The organism is Mesorhizobium comanense (assembly GCF_005503535.1).
In the GTDB taxonomy this organism is placed as follows: domain Bacteria; phylum Pseudomonadota; class Alphaproteobacteria; order Rhizobiales; family Rhizobiaceae; genus Mesorhizobium; species Mesorhizobium comanense.
Window position 1 is genome coordinate 91,743 of record NZ_SCNN01000011.1, and the last position, 26,700, is coordinate 118,442.

Sequence of the window (26,700 nt, forward strand, 5' to 3'; positions counted from 1 at the left end):
GCGTATGCGAGAATATCCCATGAGCCAGAATACCGACCTGCTGACGCTGCGGTCCGTTTCGAAATCCTACGGCAAGGTGCCGGTGCTGCACGGCATCGACCTTTCGATCCGTGACGGCGAATTCCTGACCGTCCTGGGACCATCGGGTTCGGGCAAAACCACGGTGCTGCGGCTGATCGGCGGTCTGGAGCCGCTGTCCTCGGGCGAGATTCGCCTCGATGGCCACGACATCAGCCGCATGCCGATCAACCGGCGGCCCTTCAACACCGTTTTCCAGGATTATGCGCTGTTCCCGCACATGACCGTTTCCGGCAATGTCGGCTACGGCCTGTCGGTGCGTCATATCAAGCGCAAGGAGATCGCAAGCCGGGTCGCGAAGGCGCTTGATCTGGTGCAGCTCGGCCGTTTCGCCGACCGGTTTCCGGCTCAGCTTTCCGGCGGCCAGCGCCAGCGTGTGGCACTTGCCCGGGCGCTGATCTGCCAGCCACGGCTGATCCTGCTCGACGAACCGCTTGCCGCGCTCGATCTCGAACTGCGCCGGCAGATGCAGGAGTTCCTGAAATCCATCCAGCGCGAGATCAAGACCACCTTCCTGTTCGTCACCCACGACCAGGAGGAAGCCATCGGCATGGCCGACCGGATCTGCGTCATGCAGGCCGGCCATATCCGCCAGCTCGGCACGCCGCACGAGCTTTACTACCGGCCGAATTGCGAGTTCGTCGCGCGCTTCTTCGGCGAGAACAATCTGGTGGCCGGCAAGCTCGGAACCGTGCAGGGCGAACAGCGTTCCATCGAGACCGCGCTGGGACGGCTGGTCTGCTCGGTCAGTGACCAGCCTCACCTCAAGGCAGCGCCGGATGGCGCCGGCGCCTTCGCGGCGTTCCGTCCCGAAGCCTTGCGCCTCGCGGATACCAGAGATAGCGACAACCACTTTGGCGGCACCATCGCCGATCTGGCTTTCGCCGGCTCGTCCACCGTCGCCACGATCACGGCCGGCCCGGACAGCGCGGCACAACGCCTGCGGCTTCGCATGCCGAGCCGGATCGACGGCAGCGCGCTCAAATCCGGCGAGCCGGTCTCGCTCTCTTTCGCGCCGCATGAAGGCCATCTGGTGCTGGCATGAGAAGCGCCGCCTCCATGCAGGCCGGGGAAAGGCGATTGTCGCTGCTGGTGACGGTGCTGGCTTACGCCATGCCGGTGATCTTCGTGCTGGTGCCGCTGGCGATCTTCCTCGTCTACAGTTTCTTCAGCGTCGACCAGGGCACGATCGTCTATGCGCCGACGCTCGGCAATTACATCAGGTTCTTCACCGACCCGATCTTCCTGCCGGTGTTCTGGAACACCATCATCCTGTGTCTGTCGGTCGCGGTGATCTGCATCCTGCTTGCCTATCCCACGGCGTATTTTCTAACCACGCTCAAGGGCCGTTGGCGCTACGCGCTGTTGATGCTGCTGCTGGTGCCGCTGTTGATGAGCTACGTCATCAAGATCTATGCCATCCGCAGCATCCTCGGCCTCAACGGTTTCCTCAACAAGGCGCTGGTGGCGCTCGGCATTCTGGACCAGCCGTCGACGCTTTTCGTTTTCAACATGAACGCCATCCTGCTGACGCTGACGCTGCTGCTGATCCCCTTCGCCATCCTGCCGATCTTCCTGTCGCTGGAGCGCATTCCGCAGACCTTGCTGCGCGCCTCCGACGACCTTGGCGCGAGCGGGCTGCAGACGTTCCTGCGCATCACCTTGCCGCTCAGCCTGCCCGGCGTCGCCTCGGCGGCGAGCTTCGTCTTCGTGCTGGCGATCGGCGACTTCCTGACGCCGCAGATGGTGGGCGGCATCAGCGGCTTCACCTTCGGCCGCATCCTCTACAGCCAATTCGGAACCGCCTATAACTGGCCCTTCGGCGCAGCACTTTCGGTGGCGCTTGCCATCGTCGTGATCCTGGCCATCCTCATCGGCGAGCGCTTCGGGCGCAACCGGGGATCCTCGGTATGAGCACCCTGCCCCGCTTTTCCACGATCTTCCTGGCGGCCATCACGACACTGGTCGCGGCACTGCTCTACAGTCCGCTCTTCGTGCCGATCGTGTCGTCCTTCTTTCCTCTTTCGCAAGGCAATGTCGACTGGTCGTCGCCGACCCTCTCGACCTATGTGTCGCTGGCTCAAAACCACGACATACTGGCGGCCCTTCGCACCACGCTGATCGTCGGCCTGTGCACGGTCGTGCTCTCCGTGGTCAGCGGAACGCTGCTGGCGCTCTACTATCACGGCCGCCGCGCTGGACGCTCCTTCCTGCAGTTCATCATCTTCCTGCCGTTCCTGATGCCGCCGATCATCAGCGGCCTGGCGCTGCTGATCTTCTTTCGCGAAATCGGCCTTGAGCGCTCGCTGCTGACCGTCGTCATCGGCCATACGGTGTTCGTGCTGGCGATCGTCTACCGCACGGTGCTGACGCGGCTGCAGTCGATGAGCCGCACGCTGGTCGAAGCCTCCTACGACCTAGGCGCCACCGGTTGGCAGACATTCTGGCGCATCATCCTGCCCAACCTGTCGAGCGCGATGGTCGGCGGCGCCATCCTGGCCTTCGCGCTGTCTTTCGACGAGACCATGATCACCATCCTGGTCACCGGCACGCAAAGCACGCTGCCGGTCAGGCTGTGGGCGATGATGCGGCTCGGCTTCTCACCGGACATCAACGCGCTCGTGGCGCTGATCCTGATGTTCACGGTGCTGCTTTGCGTGCTCGCCGCCCGTTTTCTCATCCCAAGGCAGATGGCGGCGGAACGGAGCTGAGCTACCGGACGCCTGTCATCTTGCGAGGCCTGTTGGATCGAGGTCGAAGACACGCCCGCGGTTGAGGATGTTCTTCGGGTCGAGCGCCGCCTTCAACCGCCGCATCGTGGCGATTTCCGCATCGCCTCGCACCAGATGCAGCCACTTTTTCTTGTCGAGGCCGATGCCATGCTCGGCCGAAACGCCGCCTCCGGCGGCGGCCACGCCGCGATAGATGATGCCGTATGCCGCCTCGGGATCGGCGGTGAGGACCTGGTAATGCAGATTGCCGTCGCCGAGATGGCCGAAGACATAGATTTCCGCGGATCGATCGACGGCGTGGATGGCAGCGTCAGCTTCGCGCAGGAAAGCTCCCATGCGCGCCAGCGGAATGCTGATGTCGACGCCGACAAGGCCCTTCATTGCAAACAGGATACGGTTGGCATCCTCGCGCACGTCCCACAAGGCACGAAACTCGCGCGGCGACTGCGAGACGACGACATCATCGACGACCCCGTCCTCGACCGCCTGCATCAGAACCTCGGCAAAGCGCTCGCTGTCGCGTTCGGGCTCGTTGCCCTGGATCTCGGCCAGGACATAGACGGGTGAGCCGGTAGGCAATGGTGCTGACATGGCCATGCTTGCCACCATGACATCATAGAGCGGCGCGAAGTTGACCTCGTAGGCGGACAACAACGGCCCAAGCTTTTGCCGCAGCAGGGCAAGCAGGGCGATCGCCGCATCGAGCGAGGAAAGCGCGCAGAAAGCGTTCACCTCGGAGGCCGGTTTGGGATGCAGCCTGAGCGCCGCGTGGGTGACGACGCCGAGAGTTCCCTCGGTGCCGATGAAGAGTTGGCCCAGATCATAGCCGGAATTGTCCTTGGGCAGGCCCTTCAGCGACGTCAGCACGCTGCCGTCGGCCAGAACCGCCTCCAGCCCCAGCACCTGCGCTCTGTACATTCCATAACGCAGAACGCGGATGCCGCCGGCGTTGGTGGCAATGTTACCGCCCACGGTCGCCGAGCCGCGCGCGCCGATATCGACACCGAACATCAGCCCGGCGCCGTCGGCCGCCTCCTGGACCGCCTGCAATGTCGCGCCGGCTTCGGCGACGATCGTGGCGGCTTCAGTGTCGGGGACGGCAAGCCCGGTCATGCGCTCCAGCGACAGCACGATCTCGCCTGGCTGGGCGCGCGCTGCGCCGGCCAGTCCGGTGCGGCCGCCCTGGACGACGATCGGCTGGCCGACCGCGTTGCAGCCGGCGAGTATCGCCGCGACACCAACGGTATCGCGCGGGCGCAGCACCACTTCGGGAAGCACGCCGAGCTTGCCGTCGGGATCGTCGCGATAGCGCTGGTCGACATCGGAGCCGGCGAGCACGCCGCCGGCGCCCAGCCGTTCACCAAGTGCCGAAAGAAGTCTTTGTGTTTCAGGCGACATCGGCCATTCCTACCCCAGATCAGTCCGGTGAGCGAAGATTTTGGGAGAGTACGGCGGCCGCCGCGGCTATGTCCTGCTCGATGGACGCCCTCACGGCGGAGCCGTCGCCCTCTTCCAGCGCGGCGACGATCTTGCGATGGGCGTCGTTGGACCGCGGGATGTAGCGGTCGGCCTGCATCAGGAGCTTCAGATAGGGCCCGACCCGACCCCAGAGGTCACGGATCATGTTGAGCAGGATCGGCGCGCCAGCCTGCTGGTAGATGGCAAAGTGGAAGGCCTCGTTGAGCGACAGATAGGCGCGGGCGTCATCGGCCTCGATGGCGCGCTGCATGCCGGCCAGCGTGACCTGGATGTCGACGAGCCCGCTTTCGCCGATGCGCGAGGCCGCCATTTCCCCCGCCAGTCCTTCGACGGCGATGCGGATGCGGGTCAGTTCCTCGAAGGCGGGCGCCGACAGCAGCGGCACGATGATCGAGCGGTTGTTGCGCATTTCCAGAAGCCGCTCGGCGACCAGCCTCTGCAGCGCTTCGCGGATCGGCGTGGTCGAGATGCCGAAGGTCTCGGCGAGTTTGCGGATGACCAGGGACTGGCCGGGGCTGAAGCCGCCCGAAATCAATTCCTGCTTGAGCGCGCCGTAGGCGCGGTCGTTCAGGGTTTGATGTTCGAGCTTCAGCATCAGCGGCCCGCTCCGCTCACCATTGCGACAATGCGCGGTCGAGCGTCTCGGCCAGCTGCTCGGCATTGTCCCTGGCGAACGGCAAGGGCGGCCGTATCTTCAGGACATTGCCGCGCGGCCCGCAGGAGGAGATCAGCACCCCATCCTCGCGCATGGCTTCCACGACCGCAGAAGTCCTGGCGGCGGCCGTGGCCTCGTCCTGCGCCACCAGCTCGACCCCGAAATAGAGCCCGTTGTGCCTGACATCGGCGACCATGCCGTGGCGGCTTTGAAGCGCGCTCAGCAGTTCGCCGGTATAGGCGCCGACAGTGCGCGCATTCTCGATCAGCCCCTCGCCCTCGATCACTTCGAGCACGGCAAGGCCGACGGCGGCCGCGACCGGGTTGCCGCCGAACGTATTGAAGTAGCCGGTATTGGAACCGAAGGAGGAAACCAGCTTCGGCCGCACGATGACCGCGCCCATCGGATGCCCGTCGCCGATCGGCTTGCCCATGGTGACGATGTCGGGCTCGAGGCGGTAATTGGCGAAGCCCCACATGCCCTGGCCGAGACGGCCAAAACCCGACTGGACCTCATCGGCGATGAGGATGCCGCCGGCCTTGCGGACGTGATCGGCCGCCTCACGCATGACAGCCGCATCAGGGAAGAAAATGCCGTCGCTGGAAAATGCCGAGTCGACAAGCAGCGCCGCCGGGCGGATGCCATGCGCGCGCATGTCCTCGATGGCGGCTGCGACATTCCTGGCGAAGCCACCAGCGGCGGCGCCATGCCCGCGGAACGTGTCCGGCGCGGCCACCGTCCGGTGATGCGAGGGCACGCCTTTCGCGCCCGTGGCCGCCGGCGACAGCTGTGCGGTGGCGATGGTGGCGCCGTGATAGGCGAAATCGGTGATGATCACGCCGGTGTTGCCGGTGGAATGCTGGGCGATGCGGACGGCTAGATCATTGGCCTCGCTGCCGGTGCAGGTGAACATGGCGTGGCCGAGATGAGACGGAAGGGTGCCGAGCAGCTTTTCCGCGTAGTCGAGGATGATCTCGCTGAGGTAGCGTGTATGGGTGTTGAGCGTGGCGGCCTGGCCCGAAAGCGCCTCGACGACGCGCGGATGGCAGTGCCCGACCGAAGCGACATTGTTGTAGGCGTCGAGATATCTGCGGCCTCCCGCATCGTAGAGCCAGACACCGCTGCCACGCACCAGATGGATCGGGTTGCGGTAGAAGGCGCGGTAGGTCGGCCCAAGCAGCCTGGCGCGGCGTTCGAGCAAGGCTTGCTCGGATGCGGACGTGCCGGCGCCGGCAACGGCATTCACGGGTGAGGACTGGGACACGGCATCTACTCCGGCTTGGAATGATCGAGAAAATAGCGGCGGGCGTCGGCGGACGACAGGGCGTCCAGCCGTTCGAGGGATGCCCAGACCTCGGTGATGAGGCGCAGCACGTAGTCGCGCTTGGCCGGGAACCGCTCCGCCTGCCAGCTCGCAATGTTGGCGATGAGGGCAAGGCGGGCACGGATCAGGTCGAACAGGATGCCGATCTCCTCGGCCTCGAGCGGCTGTACCGACTGATAGCCGGCGACAAAGCGCGCGGCCGGAGCCAGCGGATGGCCGTCTGCCGGCCAGCGATAGACGGCACCGATGGCAAGGTCGCAGATCAGCGGCGAATGGATCATGTCGCCGAAATCGAGGATGCCGCTGACGATTTCCGGCCGCGAGGCATCCATGACGACATTGTAGGAATTCATGTCGTTGTGAACGATCTGCGCGCGCAGGCCGGGAATGACCGGCGCAGCATGTTCCTCGAAAGCGTCGATGACGCGTTCGACCATGGCGCGGTGGCCGGCATCGGCGATGTCAGCCAGCATGGGCCGTGTCTTGGCGACCTTGCGGATGTCCCATAGCAGGTCGCTGCCGGCGGCCGGATGAAAGAAGCCGCGCAGTGCGCGGCCAAGCCGGGCCAGGAAGATGCCGAGATTGCGGTCCTGTGCAGCCGATGCCGGCGAGCGTGAAAGCAACTGGCCGGGCAGATAGGTCACCAGCCGGACAATGCGCGGCGGCGACCCGCCGACACTGACCGTGAACTGGGCGTCGCCGTCCAAGCTCTTGCGCACCGAGGGAACCGGCAAGGCCGGGTCGACGGCCAGTATGTGATCGAGCGCCCGGTTCTGGAAATCGGTGAAGCCTGCCTCTTCCGCCGGGTGGGAAACCTTGAGGACGAACTCGCCATGGCCTTCCGTCTGGACGTGGAAATTGTGATCGCGTTCGCCCGGCAGCGGGCGCGCGCTGCCGGTCAGGCCATAGTGTTGGCGCAGGATGCCAAGCGCGTCGGCGATCGAAACATCGGGCGCATCCTCGGCGAGCGTTTCGCCAAAAGCATCGGTCACGGATGCATTCATGAGCTCATCCCCGGATCGATGGGCTCGAGCCCGCACCAGTCGGCGATGAACAGCGCGATCGTCTGGGTGACCTTGCGTACCGAATCGAGATCGACGGCCTCGTCATAGCCATGCGGCATGCGGCAGATCGGGCCATAAACGATCGCCGGCGTGTCGGCATAGAGGCCGAAGAAGCGCGCATCGGTCGTCGCGGAGGTGACATGCTCGGTCAGCGGCTCGCCCCATACGGCCGTGTGGCTGCGGCGCAGCACGGCTTCCATCTCGTCGGCGCCCTCCAGCACGTAGCCCTCTGCCATGAAGCCATTGTAGGTCATCTTGGGCGGGCGGTTGGCCAGGAAAGGATCGGCGCGCGCCGCATCGGCGATGCAGGCCTCGAGTTCCGCCCTTGCATCCTCCAGTTTCTGCCCGGGATAGGTGGCGACGCGCATCTCGAACACGCAGCGCGCCGGAACGCTCGACGTCCACTCGCCGCCTTCGATCTTGCCGAGATTGAAACGGATCGGGTGCGGATGATTGCAGAAGTGCCTGTCGTCGACCTTGCGTTCGTTCCACACGATTTCGAGCCGCTTCAGCGCCTGGATGATGAGGAAGGCCTTCTCGATGGCGTTGGCGCCAGCGGAGAAGGCACCCGATGCATGCTGCGGGTCGCCGTCGACCTCGACCCTGAACCAGATCGGACCGACCTGGGCCCGCATCAGCCTCGGCTCCAGCGGCTCGGGAATGAAGGCGGCATCCGCACGATAGCCCCGCTGCAGGCAGGCGAGCGCGCCGTTGCCGGTGCACTCCTCTTCGACCACGGACTGGAGATAGACATTCGCGGCCGGCTGATAGCCGAGGCCGCGCAGGGCGGCGAGCGCATAGAGACAGGCCGACAGGCCGGCCTTCATGTCGCCGGCGCCGCGTCCGTGCATCCAGCCGTCCTCGATGACGGGGTCATAGGGATCGCGCACCCAGCGGTCGAGCGGTCCGGTCGGTACCACGTCGATATGGCCGTTGAGGATCAGCGAACGGCCGGTAGCATTGCGCGGCGTGTGGGTGGCAACCACGTTGAAGGCGTCGTCATAGGAGACCGCGACAGGCGAAAAACCCGGAAGACCGCGGATCGCATCGACATCGACGCGCCACATGTCGACCGCGTAGCCATCGGCCTCGTAAGCGGCGGCCATGAAGGACTGCGCCGCGTGTTCCTCGCCGCGCTGCGAGGGAAAGCGCACGAGATCGGCGAGAAAGGCGAGCTGGCGGTCGAAACCGGCGTCGACCGCGCGCAAAATGGCTTCGTCAGCTACCCGCTCAGGCATGATATTCCGCTTTCCCGTGAATGGTGTATCATATCTCATATGCCATTTCCGGGAAAGGCAAGAAGACAGGCGAGCCAAAATCATGGCCCACCGTCATAAGCCCTTGGCAGGCGGGCGTGGAGTTGGCATCAGCTTGGCCGATGCCGCAAGCTTGCGCGGTGAAAGATCGAGGACAAATGCAGGTCACCGAAGGCGCATTGCCGGATGAAGTCACCGATCTCACGTCCGGTTACCGGCGCGTGCCGGCGGGCAAGATCATCAACGCGGTGACATGGATGGAAGCGCGCGCCCGGGTGCCAAGTCTCGCGCGACCGCTTGCGATGACCCGGATCAACAAGCCCGATTGCGCCTCCTACCGCGCGACCTTTGTCGAGATCGGCGCGCCATGGCTGTGGGACCGCGCCGCCGAAATGTCTGATGCAGAAATCGCTGCCCATTTCGCCGACCATCGACACCATCTCTATTACGGCCATGATGAGAGCGGAGACCATGTCGGCATGGTCGAATTCTCCGTGACCGGCGATGAGATCGAGATCACTTATTTCGGCCTCTTCCCCTCCTTGACCGGCCGCGGCCTCGGCAAGCGGCTGATGGCCGGCGCGCTCGACGAGGCATGGCGCCTCAACCCCGCGCGCATCTGGCTGCATACCAGCAGCATCGATCATCACAGCGTCATCGGCTTCTACAGAGCCTGCGGGTTCGAGCCCTTTGCGGCCGGTTTCGAGATCACCGACGATCCCCGGATCAAGGGGACCCTGCCGCGCGACGCGGCGCCGCAAATCCCGCTGATCGAGACCGAATGGGTGCCTGGCTCCCGATGAGACCGTCCTCGCAGCCGACCGGCCAGGCATCGCCGCATCACCGCCGCTGGGTGAAGCGCGAGAGCATCCTGTCGAGGCTGGAGCGGCAGATCGACAGGCGCATCGTGCTGTTCGCCGCGCCCGCCGGCTTCGGCAAGTCGACGACGATGGCGCAATGGGCGGCCGAGGTCGCACGGCACGGGCGGCTGACCGCCTGGTTTTCCTGCGAGGCGACGGACAATGACGAGGGCGCCTTCCTGTCGCATCTGGTGGGTGCGGTGCGCCATCTCGTGCACAGTCCGGCCGATCTGGATCTCGCCTTCCAATCAAGCCCGATCCCGCAGCTCGACGTGGTCCTTGCGGCCCTTGTCGCGGGCTTTGCCGCGCGCGATGCCGAGATCACCCTGTTCTTCGACGACTACCACGCCATCGAAACAGCGACGGTGAAGCGGTTCATGGAGCGCTTGACCCGACAGGCACCCGCCAACATCGTCTTCGTCATCGGCTCGCGCAACCTGCCCGACCTGCAGCTTGGCAAGCTCAGGGTGCTCGGCGACGTCTTTGAAATCGGGCCGGACGATCTGCGCTTCGCCTCCTCCGAAGCCGAAGCTTTCTTCAACGACAAGCTGGGCCTCAGCGTCAGCAGCGGTACGGTCGAGACCTTGTGCTCGCGGACCGAAGGCTGGGCCGCCGGCCTGCAACTTGCCTCACTGTCGCTCAGCGCCGCGCAAGCACCTGAAACCGTCATCGGCAATTTCACCGGCGCCAACCGCAACGTCGCGGACTTCCTGATGGGAGAAGTGTTTCTGGGATTGCCGCCGGCGCTGGCGAAGTTCCTTCTCCACTCCTCGGTCTTCGAACGTTTCAGCGCCGAGGCCTGCCGGGCGGTGATGCGCGCGGCCGACGCCGAGGCGGCAATCACCGAAATCGAGACCCGCAACCTCTTCCTGGTGCCGCTCGACGAGGAGCGGCGCTGGTTCCGCTATCATCACCTGTTCCGCGACTTCCTCGGCCGCGAGATGGAACGGCGCGAACCGGAGATGATCGCACCGCTGCATCTGGCGGCCTCGGAATGGTTCGGCGAACGCAAAATGCTGACCGAAGCCATCGGCCATGCGCTGGCCGCCGGCGACCAGGCGCGCGCGGCGGTGTTCGTCGAGAACAATGCGCTGGAGCTCATCGCACAGTGCCAGCTGCTTTATGTGCGCCAGTTGCTCGCGCTGTTGCCCAAGAACCTCATCGATCAGCGCATCCGGCTGCAGCTCGTCGTGCTGTGGCTGGCGGTGCATTCGAGCCAGCCGGAGATCGCCCAGCACACGCTCGCCAATGCGCGCAAGCTCACCGTAACCGGCCCGACGGAAATCAGTGATCCGGGCACGCTGACGGGGACCACGATCGAGGCCGAGCTCGAAGTCCTTGCAGCCGCCGTTCACAGCACGCTGGAGCAGTTCGAGGACGCGCGCGACACCGCGCTGGCGGCTCTGCGCATCATCGCGCCCGATGCCTGGTTCATGGAAGGGGCGACCGCCAATGTCATCGGCTACAATCTCTACGCGCTGGGCGACCTCGAAGGGGCACGTTCGGCGGTGGACGCCGCGCGAAAGGCGCATGAGCGCAGTGGCAGCCTGCTCGGCGTCACGATCGCCAATTGCTACATGGCGGTCATCGAGCGTTCGGCAGGCCGCCTCCCCGCCGCCGAACGGCTGCTGCGCAACGCCATCATCGAGGCCAGGACACGGATCGGCGCGAACTCCTATGCCGAGGCGCTCGCCGGAACGTTGCTTGCCGAACTCGCCTATGAGACCAACGCGTCCGGCGAAGCGCTGACGCTGGTCGAGAATCTCGGGCCGCTGATCGAGGGCGCCGCCGTCATCGTCTATCCACTGGCCAGCGTGCCGACCTATGCCCGCGTGCTGCAGCTTGCCGGCTGCGGCGACGCCGCACTCGACATGCTGGAGCGCGTCTACCAGCGCGTGCGCGGTTCCGTCTATCGCCGCCTCGCCTCGGTGCTGGTGCATGACCGCATCCGGCTGCTGCTCGACCAGGACCGAACCACCGAGGCTCGCGCGCTGCTGGACGAGCACCGCCGCGAACGCAGCCAAGCGGCACCGAGCGTGGCCAACGAGTTCGAATACTTCGCCGAAGGCAGGTTGCTGACGGCGGAAAAATCCCATGCCGGAGCGGCGGCGATCTTCGACACCCTGCTGGAACGCACGAAACGCAGCGGACGCATGCGCCGCCACATACTGGCGCTCATCCTGTCTGCCAAGAACGCCGGCCAGGACCGGCGCGAGGCCGACCGATACCTCCTGGAGGCATTGCGCCTGGCCCAACCCTCCGGCTTCATACGCTCCTTCGTCGATGAGGGCAGACCGGTCGTTGAAAGCCTGCTGCGGCTGCGCGCCGCGCTGGCAAAGACCGACCCGGCACTGTCGGCCTACGCAACACGCATCATCGATGCCGCGCAGGCAATGCCTGCCGCGACACGCAGACCGGCCGCAGCGGCGACCGATGGAGAACAGCTCACACAGCGCGAATCCGAAATGCTGCGCTGCCTGGCGGAGGGAATGTCCAACAGGGATATCGCGGTCGCGCTGTCGGTCAGCGAGACGACGGTGAAATGGCATTTGAAGAACATTTTCGGCAAGCTCTCGGTCTCGAACCGCGTGCAGGCCGTGCGCGCCGCACCGGCCGCCTTGAACCTGCGCACCCCTCCGAAAGGAGGGGCATAGAACATCCGGCACAGCCCCTCTTTCGGGTCGGGCCATGCGATCGTTAGCCTGCTAGCGTCATCTGGTTGGTAGAGGACGCTGCGGATGGCGACAGGGTACGTTTTTCACGAACAGCTTATGTGGCATGACACCGGCTCCAGCGCCGACATGATGCCTCCCGGCCGTTTCGTGGAGCCCGGTCGCCATCTGGAATCCCCCGGATCGAAACGCAGGCTCAACAACCTCATCCAGGTCAGCGGCCTGGCGCGTCATCTGGTGCCGATCATCGCCGAGCCGGTGAGCGTCGAGGACCTGCTGCGTGTCCACACCCAACGCCACGTCGACGATATCAGGCAGCTCAGCGAGCGGGGCTCCGGCTTCGCCGGTCCGCAGGCGCCGATCGGCCTCAACAGTTTCGACATCGCCCTGTTGTCGGCCGGCACCACCTACGCCGCCATGCGCGCGGTGCTGACCGGCCGTGTCGACAATGCCTATGCCCTGGCGCGGCCGCCTGGGCATCATGCCGAGCCCGACCAGGCGATGGGCAATTGCCTGTTCTCCAACATCGGCGTCGCCGTGCGCCGGCTGCAGCACGAGGGCCTGCTTGGCCGCGCGGCGATCGTCGACTGGGACGTGCATCACGGCAACGGCACCGAGACGGTATTCTATTCCGACCCGTCGGTGCTGACCATTTCACTGCATCAGGACAATCTCTATCCGACCGGACGCGGCGCGCTGGCCGACAATGGCAAGGGCGCGGGCGAAGGCTACAACATCAATGTGCCGCTGCCGGCGGGCAGCGGTACGGGCGCCTATGAAGCGACGTTCGACCGTGTCGTCGCCCCGGCGTTGCGCGCCTTCAAACCGGATCTCGTCATCGTCGCCTCCGGATTCGACGCTTCCGGCTTCGATCCGCTCGGCCGCATGATGCTCAACAGCGAATGCTTCCGGCGGCTCGCCGCGCGCATGGTGGCGCTGTCCGCCGAGGTGTCCGGCGGACGCCTGATGATGACCCATGAGGGCGGCTATTCCGAAGGCTACGTGCCGTTCTGCGGCCACGCCGTCATCGAAACGCTGGCCAACCATCGCACCGAAGTCGTCGATCCGCTGTCCGACCATATCGACGAATGGGCGGGACAGGATTTGCAGCCGCATCAGGCTGCCGTGATCGATGCCGCCGAAAGCCTGCTCGCGGGCTTGCGCCAACGCCTCGCAAGTGCTGCCTGACGCGATGGATTTTATCGTCACCACGCTCCTCAATGCACTGACGCTGATCAGCATCCTGATGCTGGTCGGGCTCGGGCTGGCGATCAGCTTCGGCCTGATGAACGTCACCAACCTGGCGCATGGCGAGTTCGTCACCGTCGGCGCCTTCGCGGTCTATTTCGTCCAGAGCATCGGCGGCTCCTTCTGGCTGGGCCTGGCCGCCGCCCCGATCGCCGGCGCGGTGGTCGGCTGCATCCTGGAGTTCGCCATCATCCGACACCTCTATTCGCGCCCGGTCTCGACCGTACTCGCGACCTGGGGCGTCAGCCTGATCCTGCAGCAAGGGCTGGAACTGACCTTCGGCCTCGGCGCCAAGCCGGTGACGCCACCGATCGACGGCACGCTGGACCTGTTCTTCACCGCCTATCCGGCCTACCGGCTGATCCTGATCGGCATCGCCACGGCAACCCTGCTCGGCGTCATCCTGCTCATCAGCCGGACCTCCTTCGGGCTCGACATCCGAACCGTCATCCAGAACCGTGAGATGGCGGAAGGCGTCGGCATCAACACGCGGCGCACCTACGCCATCGCCTTTACCTTCGGCGCAGCCATCGCCGGGCTTGCCGGCGGCCTGGTCGCGCCGCTGGCAATCGTGCTGCCGCAGATGGGGGTGAACTACCTCGCCAACGCCTTCTTCGTCGTCATCGTCGGCGGCGTCGGCTCGATCGGCGGACTGGTCGCGGGCAGCGTCTTCGTCGGCGGCCTGACCAGCGTGCTCAATTACCAGATCTCGCCGTCGCTGGCACAGGCGATCGTGCTGCTGGCCGCGATCGTTGCGGTGCGGCTGCGGCCCAACGGCCTGTTCAACGGAGCGTCGCGATGATCGCGCGCGACCGCAACTGGTTGCTGGTGTTCGCCGTTTGCGCGGCGCTCGCGATCGTCTATCCCCTCTTCGCCGACGGCTACCAGCTGACCGTCATTCGCGACGCGCTGATCTTCGGCCTGTTCGCGGCGAGCCTCGACTTCTTCTGGGGCCGCACCGGCATATTGTGTTTCGGCCATGCCGCCTTCTTCGGCATCGGCGGCTACATCATGGCGCTGGTCACGCTCAACGATGCCATTCCCTTCGGCAGCCTGCTCGGCATCGCCGGCGCCATCGCGGGCGCCGCCTTCGTCGCCGCGATCATCGGCTACTTCCTGTTCTTCGGCGGCATACGCGGCAGCTACTTCACCATCGTCACGCTGGCGATGGGCGTGATCTGCCAGCAGGCCGCGATCTCCTGGAGTTCGGTCACCGGCGGCGATAGCGGGCTGATCGGCATCCCGCCGATCGAATTCGATCTCGGTGGAACGCATGTCGACCTCAGCCAGGACCTGCCGAGCTACATCTTCGTCGCGTCCATCGTCGCGGTAGTCGTTCTGGCGTTGTGGTCGATCAGCCGTGGCCGCTGGGGCACGGTGCTGACCGCGATCCAGGACAATGAGGTCCGGGCGGCGGCCCTTGGTCACAATGCGCCGCTGCGCCTGCTCGTCACTTTCGTGCTTTCGGCGGCGATCGCGGGGCTTGCCGGCGCGCTCTATGTCTGCATGGCCGGGCTGGTCGCTCCGGATCTTTCGGGACTGCTTCTTTCGACCGAGGTCATCGTCTGGGTGGCCGTCGGCGGACGCGGCACCCTGCTTGGTCCTGTGCTGGGCGCCATCGCCATCCAACGCGCGCAACAGACGATCTCAAGCTTCAATCCAAGCCTGTGGCCGCTTCTGCTCGGCTGCGTCTTCGTCATCATCGTCTTCGTGCTGCCGGACGGCATCCTCTCGATCTACGCGCGGCTCAAGAGCCTCTTCAAAGGTGGGAGGCAGGCGCAATGAGCGATGTCCTGCTCCGGGCCGAGAATGTCGGCATACGCTTCGGCGGCCTGCAGGCGTTGGAAGCGCTGAACCTGACGGTGCACGACAAGGAACTGTGCTGCATCATCGGGCCGAACGGCGCTGGCAAGAGCACCTTCCTCAACGTGCTGACCGGTACGCTTCGCCCGACCACCGGCAGCGTGCGCTTCCTCGGCCACGACATAGGCGGGCTGCCCCTCCACCGCATCGCGCGCCTGGGCATCGCCCGCAAGTTCCAGATTCCGTCGGTCTTCCCGAGCCTGTCGGTGGAGGACAATCTCAAGGTGGCGCGCTGGGGCGCGCCCTCGCCTGCGCGGCCGATCGGTGAACTCCTGGACCTGGTCGCGCTCGGCAACCGCGCCGCCACGCTGGCGGGCGGGCTCGCGCACGGCCAGAAGCAGTGGCTGGAGATCGGCATGGCGCTGGCCATCGAACCGCGTCTGCTGCTGCTCGACGAACCCACTGCCGGGATGACGCCGCAGGAGACGATGGCGACCGCGGAAATGCTGTTGCGGCTCAAGGGCGAATTCTCGATCGTCGCCGTCGAGCACGACATACGCTTCGTGCGGGCGCTGAATTGCGAGACGCTGGTGCTGCATCAGGGTCGCCGGCTGCGCAGCGGCCCCTTCCACGACATCGAGGCCGACGAGATGGTCCGCGACGTCTATCTGGGGAGGCGGTGACCATGCTGCGCACAATGGCGGTCTCGGCCGGCTACGGCATGCTCCCGGTGCTGAACGGAATCGACCTCAGCGTGTCATCCGGCGAGGTCGTCGGCCTGCTCGGCCGCAACGGCGCCGGCAAGACGACGCTTCTGCGCGTCATCGCCGGCGGTTTGAAGGTGAGCGGCGGAGCCGTGGTGCTGGGCGACCAGAACCTCACCAACGCGCCGGCTTTCCGCCGCGCGCGAGCGGGCATCGCGCACGTGCCGCAAGGCCGCGGCATCTTCAATCAGCTCACCGTCAGACAGAACCTCGAAGTCGGCACCCGGGCCGCCCGTGACCGGGGCGACGGCGGCATTCCGGACGACATATTCGGCTATTTCCCGATCCTGCGTGAACGCGAAGCGCAGGTCGCCGGCACGCTCTCGGGCGGCCAGCAGCAGATGCTGGCGATCGGCCGCGCGCTGTGCGGGCTGCCGTCGGTGCTGCTGCTCGACGAGCCTTCGGAAGGCATCCAGCCGAACATCGTGCAATCGATCGCCGAGCTGGTGCCGCGCATCGCCCGGGAACGCGGCATCGCGATCATCCTTGTCGAGCAAAATCTCGATCTCGTTCTGAAGGCAGCCGACCGCTGCCTGGTGATGGAGAAAGGCAGGATCGTGCACGAGGGCACGCCTGAAGCATTCGCCGACGAGAGCCTGCTGAAGGACCTCTTGGCCCTATGATGCGCGCCCTGCCGCGCCTGGACCTGTTGACTTGTAAGACGCGCATGGGGCGCGTCTGGGATTGGAAGGGAACACAAAAATGATAAGCAGAAGAACTGTCTTGAAATCCGGCGGCGCCGCGGCCGCCTTCGCCATGGTGGGCGCGCCGTCGATCCTGCGCGCCGCCGACACCGTCAAGGTCGGCCTGTCGATCCCGATCACCGGACTGCAGGCGATCCTCGGCGAGACGCTGCTCAATTGCTACAAGCTCGCCGCCGCCGAACTCAACGCCGCCAACGGCATTGGCGGCCGCCAGGTCGAACTCTTCATCGAGGACAACCAGACCACGACCAAGGGTTCGATCGACAAGGCGCGCAAGCTCATCAACGAAGACAAGGTCGACGTTGTGATGGGAACGATCATATCGCCCGAGCGCAGCGCCACGCTGTCGGTGACATCGAAGGCCAAGAAGCTTTTCTTCTATCCGACCAATTTCGAGGGCGGCGAATGCAACCGCTACTTCGTCGCCACCGGCCCGATCCCGATGCAGCAGGTCGATCCGATGATGCCCTGGGTGGCCGAGAATCTCGGCAAGACCATCTACATCATGGCGTCCGACTACGCCTGGCCGCAGAAGATGACCGAAGCGATCACGGCGGCCTATGAGAAGGCCGGCGGCAAGATCATCGGCGCCGACTACTACCCCTTCGGCACCACCGATTTCGGCCCGGCCTTCCAGAAGATCAAGTCGCTGAAGCCCGATGTCGTCTGGTCGATGGTGGTCGGCAACGACGCCGTCACGCAGCTCAAGCAGTATCGCAGCTTCGACGTCAAGCAGCCGCTGATCGCGCCGCTCGACGAGGTCTTCAACAAGGACGCGCTGCCGCCGGGCGTTGCCGCCGGCACCTATGCGCCGCAACCCTACTGGATGGCGCTCGACAATCCGGTCAACAAGAAGTTCATCGCGAGCTTCCGCGAAAAGTTCGGCCAGGAGAAGATGGTCAACGGCATCGGCGAGGCCGGCTACAACGGTCTGCACCTCTATGCGCTTGCCGCGGAGAAGGCCGGGTCGCTGAAGGACGACGACGTGCTCAAGGCGCTGCCGACCATCGAGTTCGACGCGCCGCAAGGCAAGATCCGTGTCGATGCCTCCAACAACCACACGCTCTGCCACTCCTATGTCGGCAAGGCGGCGGCCGACGGCATCAGCTACGAGATCGCCAAGGATTTCGGCACCATCGCGCCGGTCACGCCCTACTGCAAGATCTAGGATATGAACCAATCCTGACGGCGGTTTCGCCGCCGTCAGGTCGCCTTTGGCGCCGGCAACCGTTCGCGCAATTCATCGACGAGCACCCGGGTGTTCTCTGAATAGTCGATGGGCACCACCACGAGATGCACGCCGCCATCGGCGAAGGCCTGTTCCAGTGCCGGCCGCAATTCGCCGATCTCCCGGACCCTGGTTCCCCTGGCGCCATAAGCCTCGGCATATCTGACGAAATCCGGATTGCCGAAGGTCATGCCGAAATCCGGAAACTCGTCGACCGCCTGCTTCCAGCGGATCATGCCATAGGCGTGGTCTTCGAGAAGAAGCACGACGAGGTTGAGCTTGAGCCTGACGGCGGTCTCCAGTTCCTGGCTGTTCATCATGAATCCGCCATCGCCGCAGATGGCCATCACGCGGCGCTGGGGATAGAGCAGCGCCGCCATCATCGCCGACGGCAGGCCGGCGCCCATGGTGGCCAGCGCATTGTCGAGCAGCAGCGTGTTTGCCATGCGCGTGCGGTAGTTGCGCGCGAACCAGATCTTGTACATGCCGTTGTCGAGCGCCAGGATGCCGTCGGCCGGCATCACGGCACGCACGTCGTGCACGATGCGCTGCGGGGTGAAGCGATCCTCGGTGGCCCGCGCCGCGATGCGGCTCAATATGCCTTCGCGAAGTGGCAGCAGGGTCTGCGCATTGGGAATCCTGCCCTCGACGCGGTCGGCCAGCAGCGCCAGCGATGGGCCAAGGTCACCGACGATCTCGGCCTGCGGAAAATAGACCTGCTCCACGTCAGCGGAGTGGTAGCCGACATGGATGACCTTCGGTCCCTCAGGCCCCATGATGAAGGGCGGCTTCTCGACCGTGTCATGGCCTATCGTGATGATCAGGTCGGCCTGCTCTATCGCCTCATGCACATAGTCGCGTTCCGAAAGGGCTGCCGTGCCCATATAGAGTTCGGTGCCGCCGGGCACGGTGCCCTTGCCCATCTGCGTGGTGAAATAAGGGATCTGCGTGCGCAGCACGAACTGGGCGATGTCGGGCGTCACGCGCGGGCGCGACGCAGCCGCGCCGAACATCAGCAGCGGGCGCTTGGCCTCCATGACCATGCGGGCGGCGCGGTCGAGCGCGTCCGCACCGGCGATCGGCAGGTCGACCGGATGCGTCGGCACCAGAGCGACCGGTTCGCACTCCGCCGCGGCGATATCTTCCGGCAGTTCCAGATGCACGGGACCCGGGCGCTCCTCCTGCGCGACGCGGAAGGCTTCGCGCACCAGCGAAGGGATCATCCGGGGCGAGACGATCTGGCGCGACAGCTTGGTCAGCGGCTTCATCGCCGCAACGATGTCGACGATCTGGAAGCGCGCCTGCCGCGATGACAATATGCCCTTCTGGCCGGTGAGCATGATCATCGGCATGGCGCCGAGCAGCGCATAGGCGGCACCTGTCGTCAGATTGAGCGCGCCGGGCCCGAGCGTGGTGATGCACACGCCCGGCTTGCCGGTGAGCCTGCCATAGGTGGCGGCCATGAAAGCCGCCGCCTGTTCGTGACGGGTGAGGATCAGCTGGATCGACGAACGGCGGATCGATTCGACGATGTCCAGATTTTCCTCGCCCGGGATACCGAATATCCGGTCGACCCCTTCATTCTCCAGGGCCGCCACGAACAGATCCGAACCTTTGGTCATCAACCGTCTCCTGCAATGCGTCCATTCCGTCAGCCACCTTCATATGGCACTGGAATGCGACGCCTCAAAGAGGCAGTCTTCGACCTCGGGTCAAAGCCGCGTGTTGCAGCCCGCTGCCTTGGGCGAAGCGAAGAGCTGCGACGGCGCGGACCATTGGCTGGCCGGCGCGCCGCGCGTGCCGGTGATCAGCGAACGCAGTTCCGACAGATAGGTCTGCACGAAGAACGAGGTCTGGCTTTCAAGCGGCGTATAGGGGCCGGGCCGATAGGCGCGCGACATGATGCCGTCGGCATTGTCCTCGGTGATCTTCTTGTCCTGCACGGTGGTGACGTCCCACATCCAGCTGACGGCGTCGGCATCGACATCCCGATCGGCGTCCTTGTCGACAAGCCAGGTCAGGACGACATCGGTTTCCATCGCGTTGCGCGGTATCATCTGGAAGAGGGTGACATAGTCGTTGGCGGCACTGGCAAAGGACAGCCTGCCTATGCGGAAGCCGCTTTCGCCGCCATCATAGGCGTTGCGGCCGCCCATCAGGCAGGAGACCGCCTCACCGGTGTCGGACAGGGTTTTGCGGCCCGAGCCGATCGGCTTGCGGTGCATGGCGAACGGCATGGTGTCGAGGTCGCCGGGCTGCCACGCGCCCTTGTGGAATTCGGCATCGCCGATGACGCTGTGCCAAGCCTCGATCTCTTCCTTCCACTCGACCGCCTTGTCGGCGTCACGGGTCGCGGTGACTTTCACGTGGCCGTTGACCCGATAATATTCGGGATGCGCCGGCCGGCAGTGGTAGCATTCGAGGAAGTTCTCGAGCACCAGCTTCCAATTCGCCTTGGTCAGGTAATTCTTGCGCGCAACGATGCGCGCGCGGTCGAGACCGTTCTCCAGCAATCCGCTGGTCAGCCCGTCCGCGACCGGCTGGATGTCGGGCAAGGACTTGGCATCGAGGCCGCAGAGCACCAGCCCGCCGAAACATTTCGAAGGCACGCGGTGCAGCCCCAACGCCTCTGGATCGACGCTTGGCGGAAGATCCTGACGCGACTGCAACTCGCCCGTCAGTCTGAACGACCAGGCGTGATAGGGGCAGACCAGAAGCTTGCCGCGCCCATCCTTGGTGCAGAGTCGCGAACCGCGATGGGTGCAGACATTGTAGTAGGCGGCGATATCCTCTTCGCCGTCGCCGAAACGCACGACGATGATCTCCTCGTCGAACAGTTGACGCACGATGTAGCGCCCCTTCTCAGGCACCTCGCTGGCATGGGCGACGAGCACCCATTGGCGTGGAAACCACAGCTCCCGCTCCAGCGCGAAGATCGCCGGGTCGGCATAGAATGCCTGGTCGAGCGACCAGTCCTGACGCTGGCGGTCTATCAGGCGGACGATCCCGTTCGTGTCGATTGGCTGGCTGTTCGGTGTGTAGGCCTGCACGGCGGACACCTTTCTGCACGCTGGCGCTAGGATGATGTTTCGATAGAGTTTGCGATGCGGAAACGCTTGCGGCAAATACAGAAATGATAGACCTTCATATCGAAAAAGCATGAAGGCTCACCATGAAGACGCTCAAGACATCGCTACCGCTTCTCAATGCCATGGTCGTCTTCGAGGCCGCCGCGCGGCATGGCGGACTGACGCCTGCCGCCCAGGAACTCAACATCGCGCAATCGGCGGTCAGCCGGCATGTCGCCAATCTCGAGCGGCAATTGTCGGTCGCGCTTTTTGTCCGCAAGGGCAACCGAGTCGCCATAACCGGGGCCGGCACGGCGCTGGCGGGAGCGATCCGCGACGGGCTGACGACGATCCGCCAGGCGGTCGAGGAACTGACCGAGCGCGACAGCGATACGTTCGTCATCGGCTGCAGCCATGATCTCGCGCAGGCATGGCTGATGCCGCGCTTCAGCCTCGTCACCTCGCTCGTCGCAAATGGCCGGGTGCTGCTGCAGACGTCGAACGACTACAGGGATTTCGACCAGCCGGAGGTGGCCCTGTCGATCCGCTTCGGCGAAGCCGAACAATGGCCTGGTCTCGTTGCCGAAAAGCTGTTCGACGGCGAGTGGTTCCCGGTCTGCGCGCCGGCCTTCCTGGCGCGCTATCCTGCGCTTGCGACGGAAGTGCCCGAGGCTTTTCTCGGCGTGCCGCTGCTGCATCAGGCGACGCCGCCGGGAGCGATCGACAGCTGGCAATCCTGGATCGGAACCGGCCGGAAACTCGAGGGCCCGCGGTTCACCAGCTATATGTCGATGATACACGAGACCATCGCCGGGCGCGGCGCGGCCCTTGCCTGGGCGGGCTTCGCCGACGAACAGCTGCGGCGCGGCCAGCTCGTGCGGCTGACCAGGGCCTCACGCCGCCACGCCGGCTCCTTCCACGTGGTGACGAGAAGGAATGCCGGCCCGACCGTCAGGACGGTGGCGCAGGCGCTGTTCGGCAGCGTCGGCGCCACCTGAAAGATCAGGCTTCGCGCCCAAACCGGGACGCGTCGTGACGGGCACCCCAAGCCGGCATGGCGGCCTCGACCTCGGCTTCCGATCCGAAGGCATCGGATGCGTAGCGGTCGACACGGAATCGCGCCGGAGCAACGAACGGCTGCTGTCCGAGCACGAGTTCCGACGCCAGCCGGCCGAGGCCCGGACCATGGGTGACGCCGCTCTCATTGTCGCCGCCGGCGACGACGACATTGTCGCTGCCGGGCACCTTGCCGACGACAAGGCCATTGTCGGGCGTGTAGCACGGCACGCCTTGCGCCCAGCTCTCGAGTTTCGAGCCGCGCAGCGGCGGGAAGATGGCCTGCAACTCTGCCAGTTCCTCGTCGAACGTCTCCCGCATCAGATCGACATTGTGCGGCTGGCCCGGCTCGATCTCGCTGTCGCCGGTTTTGTACAGGGGCTTGTAGTGCCTGCCCGTGCCCCACATGACAGCGCCGAAGGTCTCGCGCAGCCACAGCCGCAACTCGCGGCACTGGACCGTCGGGATCGTGGACGGCAATCCTCTGTCATCGGTGACGATGCGTGTCGCCACCACCCGCAGCAGCGGCAGCCGCCAGCCGAGACTTGAAATCACCTGGTTGTTCCAGGCACCGGCGGCGGCGATAGCGCCATCGGCCTCGATGCGGCCGCTGTCGGTTTCGATCGTCACCCGGCCGCCCGCATCATGGACGGCAGTGACGCGCGTCCCGTTTCGGAAGACGCCGCCGAGCTCGCCGATCTGGCCTGTCAGCACCTTCATCGCCAGCGAGGTGTCGACCTGGATGCCGTGCGGATTGTAGGCCGCCGAGTGGACGCGCGCCGGATCGATGAGACCCTGCATCCTGTGCCCGATCTGGGCAGCGTTCAGATCCTGCATTTCCGGCGGCGCGTAGGGAGATTCCAAGACCGGGCGCACGAAGCGCTCGCGCCCGTCCTCGGTCAGCGCCATGATCAGGGTGCCGTTCGGCCGGTAGCCTATCTCGACGCCGACCTCGTGCAGCCGGCGATAGAAATCGAGGCCGTATTGCTGCAGCTGGAACCCTTCCTCGCCAAGCGGGATCATGCCGGCGGACCAGTGGGAGACGAAACCCGCGCCGGCGCCGGTGGTCGCCGCGCCCGGCTGGCCCGCATCGATGACCGTCACCTGGCGCACGCCGGACCGCAGCAGATGCAGAGCCGCGCTGCAGCCGATGATGCCGCCGCCGATCACTGCGATATGCCGGTTATCTCCACCGTGGTTGCCGTTTGCACTCATCTTTGCTGTTCTCCCTTTTTCTGCGACGGCCCTGCCCCGCCGACCTTGGCGATGTATCTGTCCAGCCACCACAGAATGCGCGCGGCACTGTCGATGTATTCGGGGTAGCCGCGCAGGCTGTGGCCGGCATTCGGATAGACCACGAGGGCGCTTGGCGCTCCGGACCTCAGGGCCGCGAAATGGCATTCTTCCGCCTGCCCCGGCGGCGTGCTCTTGTCGATGGCGCCAGCCATGATCAACGAAGGTACGACCTTCTTCTGCTTGTGGAAGGCCGGGCTGCGCGAAAAATAGTCGCCGCCGGACTGCCACGGCGATGTCGCCAGCATGATCTCGTCGAATTCGGGAATTTGCGACGTGCGATGCTGGCTGTACCAGTCGCCGACCGGAGAGATCGGCACCGCAACGGCAAAGCGATCAGTCTGCGAGGGCAGCCAGGCAGACATGAAACCGCCATAGCTGGTGCCGGTGACCGCAACGCGCGCGGCATCGACGATGCCTTGCCCGATCAGGGCATCAACCCCGCTGATGATGTCCTGCGCGTCGGCGCCGCCCATATCGTCCTTGACCGCGCGGGCGAAACCGTCGCCCCGCCCCGTGCTGCCGCGCGGATTCGGGAACAGGACCGTCCAGCCACGGCTGGCAAGAATGGCGCCGGCGCGCGAGCGGCCAAGCCAGCGGTTGCGATGCGCCGAGACCGGCCCGCCATGCACGTCGACCAGCAGCGGCGTAGGGGCGGTCGCGCCGGAGGGGCGCACCAGCCAGCCCTGGATGTTCAGCCCGTCAGGCGCCGTCCATTCGAAGGCTTCGACAGTGCCGCATCGCGCCATCACGCCGGCGGCACTGGGCGCCGCCAGCGAAGCCACTTCAACGACTCTGCCGTCCGTTTCTTCAGCCAGGAACGGCGCGCGCGACCAGGATTCGGCGATAAACAGCGACCCCTTGTCTCCGATCGGGTGGGAAGCAGGCACCCACTCGCCGTGGGTCAATTCGCGCGATGCCCAATGTTGCGTCGCGGTCGCGGCGCCGACCGTGAAATCGCCGGTCACCGTTTCGGGCCCACGTGCGCCGGCGAAATGGACCGTCGTTGACGTGCGCCATTCGATCGATGTGACATCGACGCCCAAGGTCTCGGCGGTCGTGACCCCGCCGGTCTTCAGGTCGAGGATCGAAAGAAGGCCGGCGACCAGGCCCCGATCGCTGCAGAACGCCTGGATGAAGGCGACCTCGTCTCCCCCGGAGCTGCCCCGCACGCAGCCGATCTGGTCGGCGGGCGTATGGATGGTTCGCGCGGCGCCCGAGGCAGCATCGACCAGCGCAAGCCGCGCCCGATACCAACTGCCCTCGCTGTGATCGTCGCTGACCAATGCGGCGATGCCGTCATTGCCGGACCAGCTCGCTTCCCAGACATTCAGGGGCGGCGCCGTCAGCGCCCGCACGGCGCCTTCGAGGTTCCAGACCCATAGGCGGCGCCACAGATCGTCGCCCTCGCCCAGCCGCACTTCAGGCAGCCAGACAGCCGCTTCGGGGCTCTGTTTCTGAGCATAGCCACCATGGATGCCGGCGAGATCGGCGGCGGTGCCGGCAACCACCAGGAGAAGTTTCCTGCCATCGGGAGACCAGTCGAGCTGTTCGATGCGTCCGCTCAAGGCGGCGCTGGCGACGACGGCGCCGTCAGACCGTATCTCTATCACGTCTGCCGCAGGATCGTCGCCCTGGCGGGCGAATGCCAGCAATTTGCCGTCTGGAGACAGGCGGATCTGGCGCGCTTCCCTTTCGCTCAGCCGCTCGGGTGCACCGCCACTGCGCTCGACCCGGTATAGCCTTACAGCGGGTCCGGCCTCGATCGGTCCTTCAAAACTCTGACCCATGAAATAGAGGTGACTTGCGCTGTGGTGGCCACAGAGGGAGCGAGCGGCGAAGACGTGGCCCGGGGCACCCAGAAGAGCGCCGTAGAACCCGTGAACGGCTTCGAATTCCGTCGACGAGCGAAAATCCCGTTGCATCGGACACTCCCCGCAATAAGCGTTCCGGATCCGCCGCGCATCTCTCGAACGGAGCCGCGCCACCACGTCCCGATAGCGGCGACGGCGACCATACAGGCTCAATCGGAGCTGTCTAGACACATGTGTCTGTGGCCTGATAGTTGATACGCACTGCATCTGGTTCAAGCGTCCGGAACGCCCCTTTGATCCGGCATTCGTGGCGCTGGCATTGCCGAGAGAGCGAGGAAAAAGTGGACGTTTCAAATACCGCCCGGGCCATTTTCGACAGCGAAATCATATGGGACGCGCATTCCGGCTTCATGCCCGACCCGGCGGCGGACCTGAACAATCTGCAGATCTGGCGGGACGCGGGCATCGATTACCTTTCGATCGACGTCGGCTTCGATCTGCTGCCCTGGGAGCAGACGGTGCGGACGCTCGCAAACTTCCGCCACTGGATCCTTTCCAATCCCCAGCACTACACGCTGGTCTCTTCCGTTGCTGAAATCCGCAAGGCCAAGACCGAAGGCAAACTGGCGATCACCTTCGACATCGAGGGCATGAACGCGCTCGACGGCCGCATCGAGATGGTGGAGTTCTATCACCAGCTCGGCGTGCGCCAGATCCTGTTCGCCTACAACAGGAACAACCTGGCCGGCGGCGGCTGCCATGACGTCGAGACCGGCCTGACGAATTTCGGCCGCGAAGTCATCGACGAGATGAACCGCCTCGGCATGTTCGTCGACGTCACCCACACCGGCTACCGCACATCGATGGAAGTGATGGAGTATTCCAACCGGCCGGTGATCTTCTCGCATTCCAATCCCAAGGCGCTGTGCGGCCACGGCCGCAATATCACCGACGACCAGATCAAGGCTTGCGCGCGCACCGGCGGCATTGTCGCCATTGTCGGGCTGAACAGGTTCCTGGGCGAAAACCGGACGGACTCCGAAAGGCTGGCCGATCACATCGACTATCTTGTCGACCTGATCGGCCCGCGCCATGTCGGCATCGGCCTGGACTATGCCTTTCCCGTCGACGTCAAGGGCATCGACCGCATCATCTCCGACAACCCGCAATTCTGGCCGAAGAACGAATATCCGGAGGGCGCGACCACCTACTCGGCCCCCGGCCAGATGCGCGAACTGGCCGAGGTGCTGTTGCGTCGGGGCCAATCCGAGGGCGCGGTGCGCGATATCATGGGCGGCAATTTCATGCGGCTGGCCGCCGAAATCTGGAGCTAGCGGGAAGACAGCCGGCTCTTGCACAGTTGATCCACCCCGCGACGAATGACGGGCCAGCCCGGCACAGGGGCTGGCAATGATTTCGGCACGCCTGCCGGGCATCGGCAAGGGCGAGTCGGATCTGCGTTTTTTCTGCAAGAGCGACCGTGTTCAAGATTCGGCCCTGCCAGCAAAATTTTCGCTAGACATGTATGTCTATACCTAGCAGTTTTAGCCGACCGATAAATTCGGCACGGTCTGAAAAGGCCAGCCATTCAAAGCCGGCAAC

General features: G+C 65.1%; 23 protein-coding genes. 14 read left to right on the forward strand and 9 right to left on the reverse strand.

The genetic code is table 11. The features are described 5' to 3' along the window. Positions 1-19: 19 nt before the first annotated feature. The 3 genes from FFS37_RS19495 to FFS37_RS19505 are packed head-to-tail and all read left to right on the forward strand — an operon-like array spanning position 20 to position 2,789. On the forward strand, positions 20-1,123 hold the full coding sequence (locus FFS37_RS19495; protein WP_137932593.1) for an ABC transporter ATP-binding protein: 1,104 nt from the start codon (positions 20-22) through the stop codon (positions 1,121-1,123). Continuing rightward, positions 1,120-1,992 (forward strand): ABC transporter permease, encoded by an 873-nt coding sequence (locus FFS37_RS19500; protein ID WP_137932594.1) that lies wholly within the window; start codon positions 1,120-1,122, stop codon positions 1,990-1,992. Before FFS37_RS19495 ends, FFS37_RS19500 begins: the two co-directional genes overlap by 4 nt. Continuing rightward, positions 1,989-2,789 carry an ABC transporter permease gene (locus FFS37_RS19505; RefSeq protein ID WP_137932595.1) on the forward strand — a complete coding sequence of 267 codons (801 nt, stop codon included), beginning with the start codon at positions 1,989-1,991 and terminating at the stop codon, positions 2,787-2,789. Before FFS37_RS19500 ends, FFS37_RS19505 begins: the two co-directional genes overlap by 4 nt. A gap of 15 nt (positions 2,790-2,804) precedes the next feature. On the opposite strand, the gene FFS37_RS19510 is transcribed toward FFS37_RS19505, so the two are convergent. The 5 genes from FFS37_RS19510 to FFS37_RS19530 are packed head-to-tail and all read right to left on the reverse strand — an operon-like array spanning position 2,805 to position 8,570. Next, positions 2,805-4,208: an FAD-binding oxidoreductase gene (locus FFS37_RS19510; RefSeq protein ID WP_137932596.1), complete on the reverse strand. Its 1,404-nt coding sequence runs from the start codon at positions 4,206-4,208 to the stop codon at positions 2,805-2,807. A 19-nt stretch (positions 4,209-4,227) separates the two neighbouring features. After that, on the reverse strand, positions 4,228-4,884 hold the full coding sequence (locus FFS37_RS19515; protein ID WP_137932597.1) for a GntR family transcriptional regulator: 657 nt from the start codon (positions 4,882-4,884) through the stop codon (positions 4,228-4,230). A gap of 16 nt (positions 4,885-4,900) precedes the next feature. Next, complete coding sequence (locus FFS37_RS19520) at positions 4,901-6,208, reverse strand: aspartate aminotransferase family protein (protein WP_137932598.1); 1,308 nt, start codon at positions 6,206-6,208, stop codon at positions 4,901-4,903. A 5-nt stretch (positions 6,209-6,213) separates the two neighbouring features. Then, a complete protein-coding gene (locus FFS37_RS19525) occupies positions 6,214-7,272 on the reverse strand; it encodes a phosphotransferase (RefSeq protein ID WP_137932599.1) in 1,059 nt (352 codons plus the stop codon). Next, entirely contained in the window at positions 7,269-8,570 is a 1,302-nt protein-coding gene (locus tag FFS37_RS19530) for an ArgE/DapE family deacylase (RefSeq protein ID WP_171026339.1), read from the reverse strand. Before FFS37_RS19530 ends, FFS37_RS19525 begins: the two co-directional genes overlap by 4 nt. Positions 8,571-8,746: 176 nt before the next feature. Here FFS37_RS19530 and FFS37_RS19535 point away from each other — a divergent pair, with 176 nt between their 5' ends. From FFS37_RS19535 to FFS37_RS19570, 8 genes are all read left to right on the forward strand, one after another. Beyond that, positions 8,747-9,391, forward strand: coding sequence for a GNAT family N-acetyltransferase (locus tag FFS37_RS19535; RefSeq protein ID WP_137932600.1), 645 nt, complete (start codon positions 8,747-8,749; stop codon positions 9,389-9,391). Further along, entirely contained in the window at positions 9,370-12,102 is a 2,733-nt protein-coding gene (locus FFS37_RS19540) for a LuxR C-terminal-related transcriptional regulator (protein ID WP_232375713.1), read from the forward strand. Before FFS37_RS19535 ends, FFS37_RS19540 begins: the two co-directional genes overlap by 22 nt. An 84-nt stretch (positions 12,103-12,186) precedes the next feature. After that, positions 12,187-13,308 (forward strand): class II histone deacetylase, encoded by a 1,122-nt coding sequence (locus tag FFS37_RS19545; RefSeq protein ID WP_137932601.1) that lies wholly within the window; start codon positions 12,187-12,189, stop codon positions 13,306-13,308. Positions 13,309-13,312: 4 nt separating this feature from the next. Next, positions 13,313-14,170, forward strand: a complete 858-nt coding sequence (urtB, locus tag FFS37_RS19550; protein ID WP_137932602.1) for an urea ABC transporter permease subunit UrtB — start codon at positions 13,313-13,315, stop codon at positions 14,168-14,170. After that, positions 14,167-15,153, forward strand: coding sequence for a branched-chain amino acid ABC transporter permease (locus FFS37_RS19555; RefSeq protein WP_137932603.1), 987 nt, complete (start codon positions 14,167-14,169; stop codon positions 15,151-15,153). Before urtB ends, FFS37_RS19555 begins: the two co-directional genes overlap by 4 nt. Continuing rightward, positions 15,150-15,854 carry an ATP-binding cassette domain-containing protein gene (locus tag FFS37_RS19560; protein WP_137932604.1) on the forward strand — a complete coding sequence of 235 codons (705 nt, stop codon included), beginning with the start codon at positions 15,150-15,152 and terminating at the stop codon, positions 15,852-15,854. The genes FFS37_RS19555 and FFS37_RS19560 overlap by 4 nt, the downstream gene beginning before the upstream one ends. Before the next feature lie 2 nt (positions 15,855-15,856). Continuing rightward, complete coding sequence (locus FFS37_RS19565; protein ID WP_137932605.1) at positions 15,857-16,558, forward strand: ABC transporter ATP-binding protein; 702 nt, start codon at positions 15,857-15,859, stop codon at positions 16,556-16,558. A 100-nt stretch (positions 16,559-16,658) separates the two neighbouring features. After that, on the forward strand, positions 16,659-17,807 hold the full coding sequence (locus tag FFS37_RS19570; protein WP_232375714.1) for a substrate-binding protein: 1,149 nt from the start codon (positions 16,659-16,661) through the stop codon (positions 17,805-17,807). Positions 17,808-17,842: 35 nt separating this feature from the next. Here FFS37_RS19570 and FFS37_RS19575 read toward each other — a convergent pair whose 3' ends face one another. Beyond that, the gene (locus FFS37_RS19575) at positions 17,843-19,489 is read right to left on the reverse strand and encodes an acetolactate synthase large subunit (protein ID WP_137932607.1); all 1,647 of its coding nucleotides are present in this window, start codon (positions 19,487-19,489) and stop codon (positions 17,843-17,845) included. 90 nt (positions 19,490-19,579) lie between these two features. Next, on the reverse strand, positions 19,580-20,917 hold the full coding sequence (locus tag FFS37_RS19580; protein WP_171026340.1) for an aromatic ring-hydroxylating oxygenase subunit alpha: 1,338 nt from the start codon (positions 20,915-20,917) through the stop codon (positions 19,580-19,582). A gap of 122 nt (positions 20,918-21,039) precedes the next feature. On the opposite strand from FFS37_RS19580, the gene FFS37_RS19585 reads away from it, so the two are divergent. Continuing rightward, positions 21,040-21,933: a LysR family transcriptional regulator gene (locus tag FFS37_RS19585; RefSeq protein WP_137932609.1), complete on the forward strand. Its 894-nt coding sequence runs from the start codon at positions 21,040-21,042 to the stop codon at positions 21,931-21,933. A 4-nt stretch (positions 21,934-21,937) separates the two neighbouring features. Here FFS37_RS19585 and FFS37_RS19590 read toward each other — a convergent pair whose 3' ends face one another. Continuing rightward, positions 21,938-23,206 carry an NAD(P)/FAD-dependent oxidoreductase gene (locus FFS37_RS19590; RefSeq protein ID WP_137932610.1) on the reverse strand — a complete coding sequence of 423 codons (1,269 nt, stop codon included), beginning with the start codon at positions 23,204-23,206 and terminating at the stop codon, positions 21,938-21,940. Next, positions 23,203-25,209 (reverse strand): prolyl oligopeptidase family serine peptidase, encoded by a 2,007-nt coding sequence (locus tag FFS37_RS19595; protein ID WP_171026341.1) that lies wholly within the window; start codon positions 25,207-25,209, stop codon positions 23,203-23,205. The genes FFS37_RS19590 and FFS37_RS19595 overlap by 4 nt, the downstream gene beginning before the upstream one ends. A 230-nt stretch (positions 25,210-25,439) precedes the next feature. On the opposite strand from FFS37_RS19595, the gene FFS37_RS19600 reads away from it, so the two are divergent. Then, positions 25,440-26,432, forward strand: coding sequence for a dipeptidase (locus FFS37_RS19600; RefSeq protein ID WP_137932612.1), 993 nt, complete (start codon positions 25,440-25,442; stop codon positions 26,430-26,432). Positions 26,433-26,508: 76 nt separating this feature from the next. Continuing rightward, positions 26,509-26,637: a hypothetical protein gene (locus tag FFS37_RS36470; protein WP_269750912.1), complete on the forward strand. Its 129-nt coding sequence runs from the start codon at positions 26,509-26,511 to the stop codon at positions 26,635-26,637. Positions 26,638-26,700: the final 63 nt, after the last annotated feature.

What these genes read in the sequence shown, in the direction of transcription:
- FFS37_RS19585 (WP_137932609.1), top strand. Translation starts at nt 21,040, where the DNA reads ATGAAGACGCTCAAGACATCGCTACCGCTTCTCAATGCCATGGTCGTC.
- FFS37_RS19590 (WP_137932610.1), bottom strand. Translation starts at nt 23,206, where the DNA reads ATGAGTGCAAACGGCAACCACGGTGGAGATAACCGGCATATCGCAGTG.
- FFS37_RS19535 (WP_137932600.1), top strand. Translation starts at nt 8,747, where the DNA reads ATGCAGGTCACCGAAGGCGCATTGCCGGATGAAGTCACCGATCTCACG.
- FFS37_RS19515 (WP_137932597.1), bottom strand. Translation starts at nt 4,884, where the DNA reads ATGCTGAAGCTCGAACATCAAACCCTGAACGACCGCGCCTACGGCGCG.
- FFS37_RS19565 (WP_137932605.1), top strand. Translation starts at nt 15,857, where the DNA reads ATGCTGCGCACAATGGCGGTCTCGGCCGGCTACGGCATGCTCCCGGTG.
- FFS37_RS19560 (WP_137932604.1), top strand. Translation starts at nt 15,150, where the DNA reads ATGAGCGATGTCCTGCTCCGGGCCGAGAATGTCGGCATACGCTTCGGC.
- FFS37_RS19530 (WP_171026339.1), bottom strand. Translation starts at nt 8,570, where the DNA reads ATGCCTGAGCGGGTAGCTGACGAAGCCATTTTGCGCGCGGTCGACGCC.
- FFS37_RS19540 (WP_232375713.1), top strand. Translation starts at nt 9,370, where the DNA reads ATGGGTGCCTGGCTCCCGATGAGACCGTCCTCGCAGCCGACCGGCCAG.
- FFS37_RS19555 (WP_137932603.1), top strand. Translation starts at nt 14,167, where the DNA reads ATGATCGCGCGCGACCGCAACTGGTTGCTGGTGTTCGCCGTTTGCGCG.
- FFS37_RS19510 (WP_137932596.1), bottom strand. Translation starts at nt 4,208, where the DNA reads ATGTCGCCTGAAACACAAAGACTTCTTTCGGCACTTGGTGAACGGCTG.
- FFS37_RS19500 (WP_137932594.1), top strand. Translation starts at nt 1,120, where the DNA reads ATGAGAAGCGCCGCCTCCATGCAGGCCGGGGAAAGGCGATTGTCGCTG.
- FFS37_RS19575 (WP_137932607.1), bottom strand. Translation starts at nt 19,489, where the DNA reads ATGACCAAAGGTTCGGATCTGTTCGTGGCGGCCCTGGAGAATGAAGGG.
- FFS37_RS19595 (WP_171026341.1), bottom strand. Translation starts at nt 25,209, where the DNA reads ATGCAACGGGATTTTCGCTCGTCGACGGAATTCGAAGCCGTTCACGGG.
- FFS37_RS19525 (WP_137932599.1), bottom strand. Translation starts at nt 7,272, where the DNA reads ATGAATGCATCCGTGACCGATGCTTTTGGCGAAACGCTCGCCGAGGAT.
- urtB (WP_137932602.1), top strand. Translation starts at nt 13,313, where the DNA reads ATGGATTTTATCGTCACCACGCTCCTCAATGCACTGACGCTGATCAGC.
- FFS37_RS19505 (WP_137932595.1), top strand. Translation starts at nt 1,989, where the DNA reads ATGAGCACCCTGCCCCGCTTTTCCACGATCTTCCTGGCGGCCATCACG.
- FFS37_RS36470 (WP_269750912.1), top strand. Translation starts at nt 26,509, where the DNA reads ATGATTTCGGCACGCCTGCCGGGCATCGGCAAGGGCGAGTCGGATCTG.
- FFS37_RS19495 (WP_137932593.1), top strand. Translation starts at nt 20, where the DNA reads ATGAGCCAGAATACCGACCTGCTGACGCTGCGGTCCGTTTCGAAATCC.
- FFS37_RS19545 (WP_137932601.1), top strand. Translation starts at nt 12,187, where the DNA reads ATGGCGACAGGGTACGTTTTTCACGAACAGCTTATGTGGCATGACACC.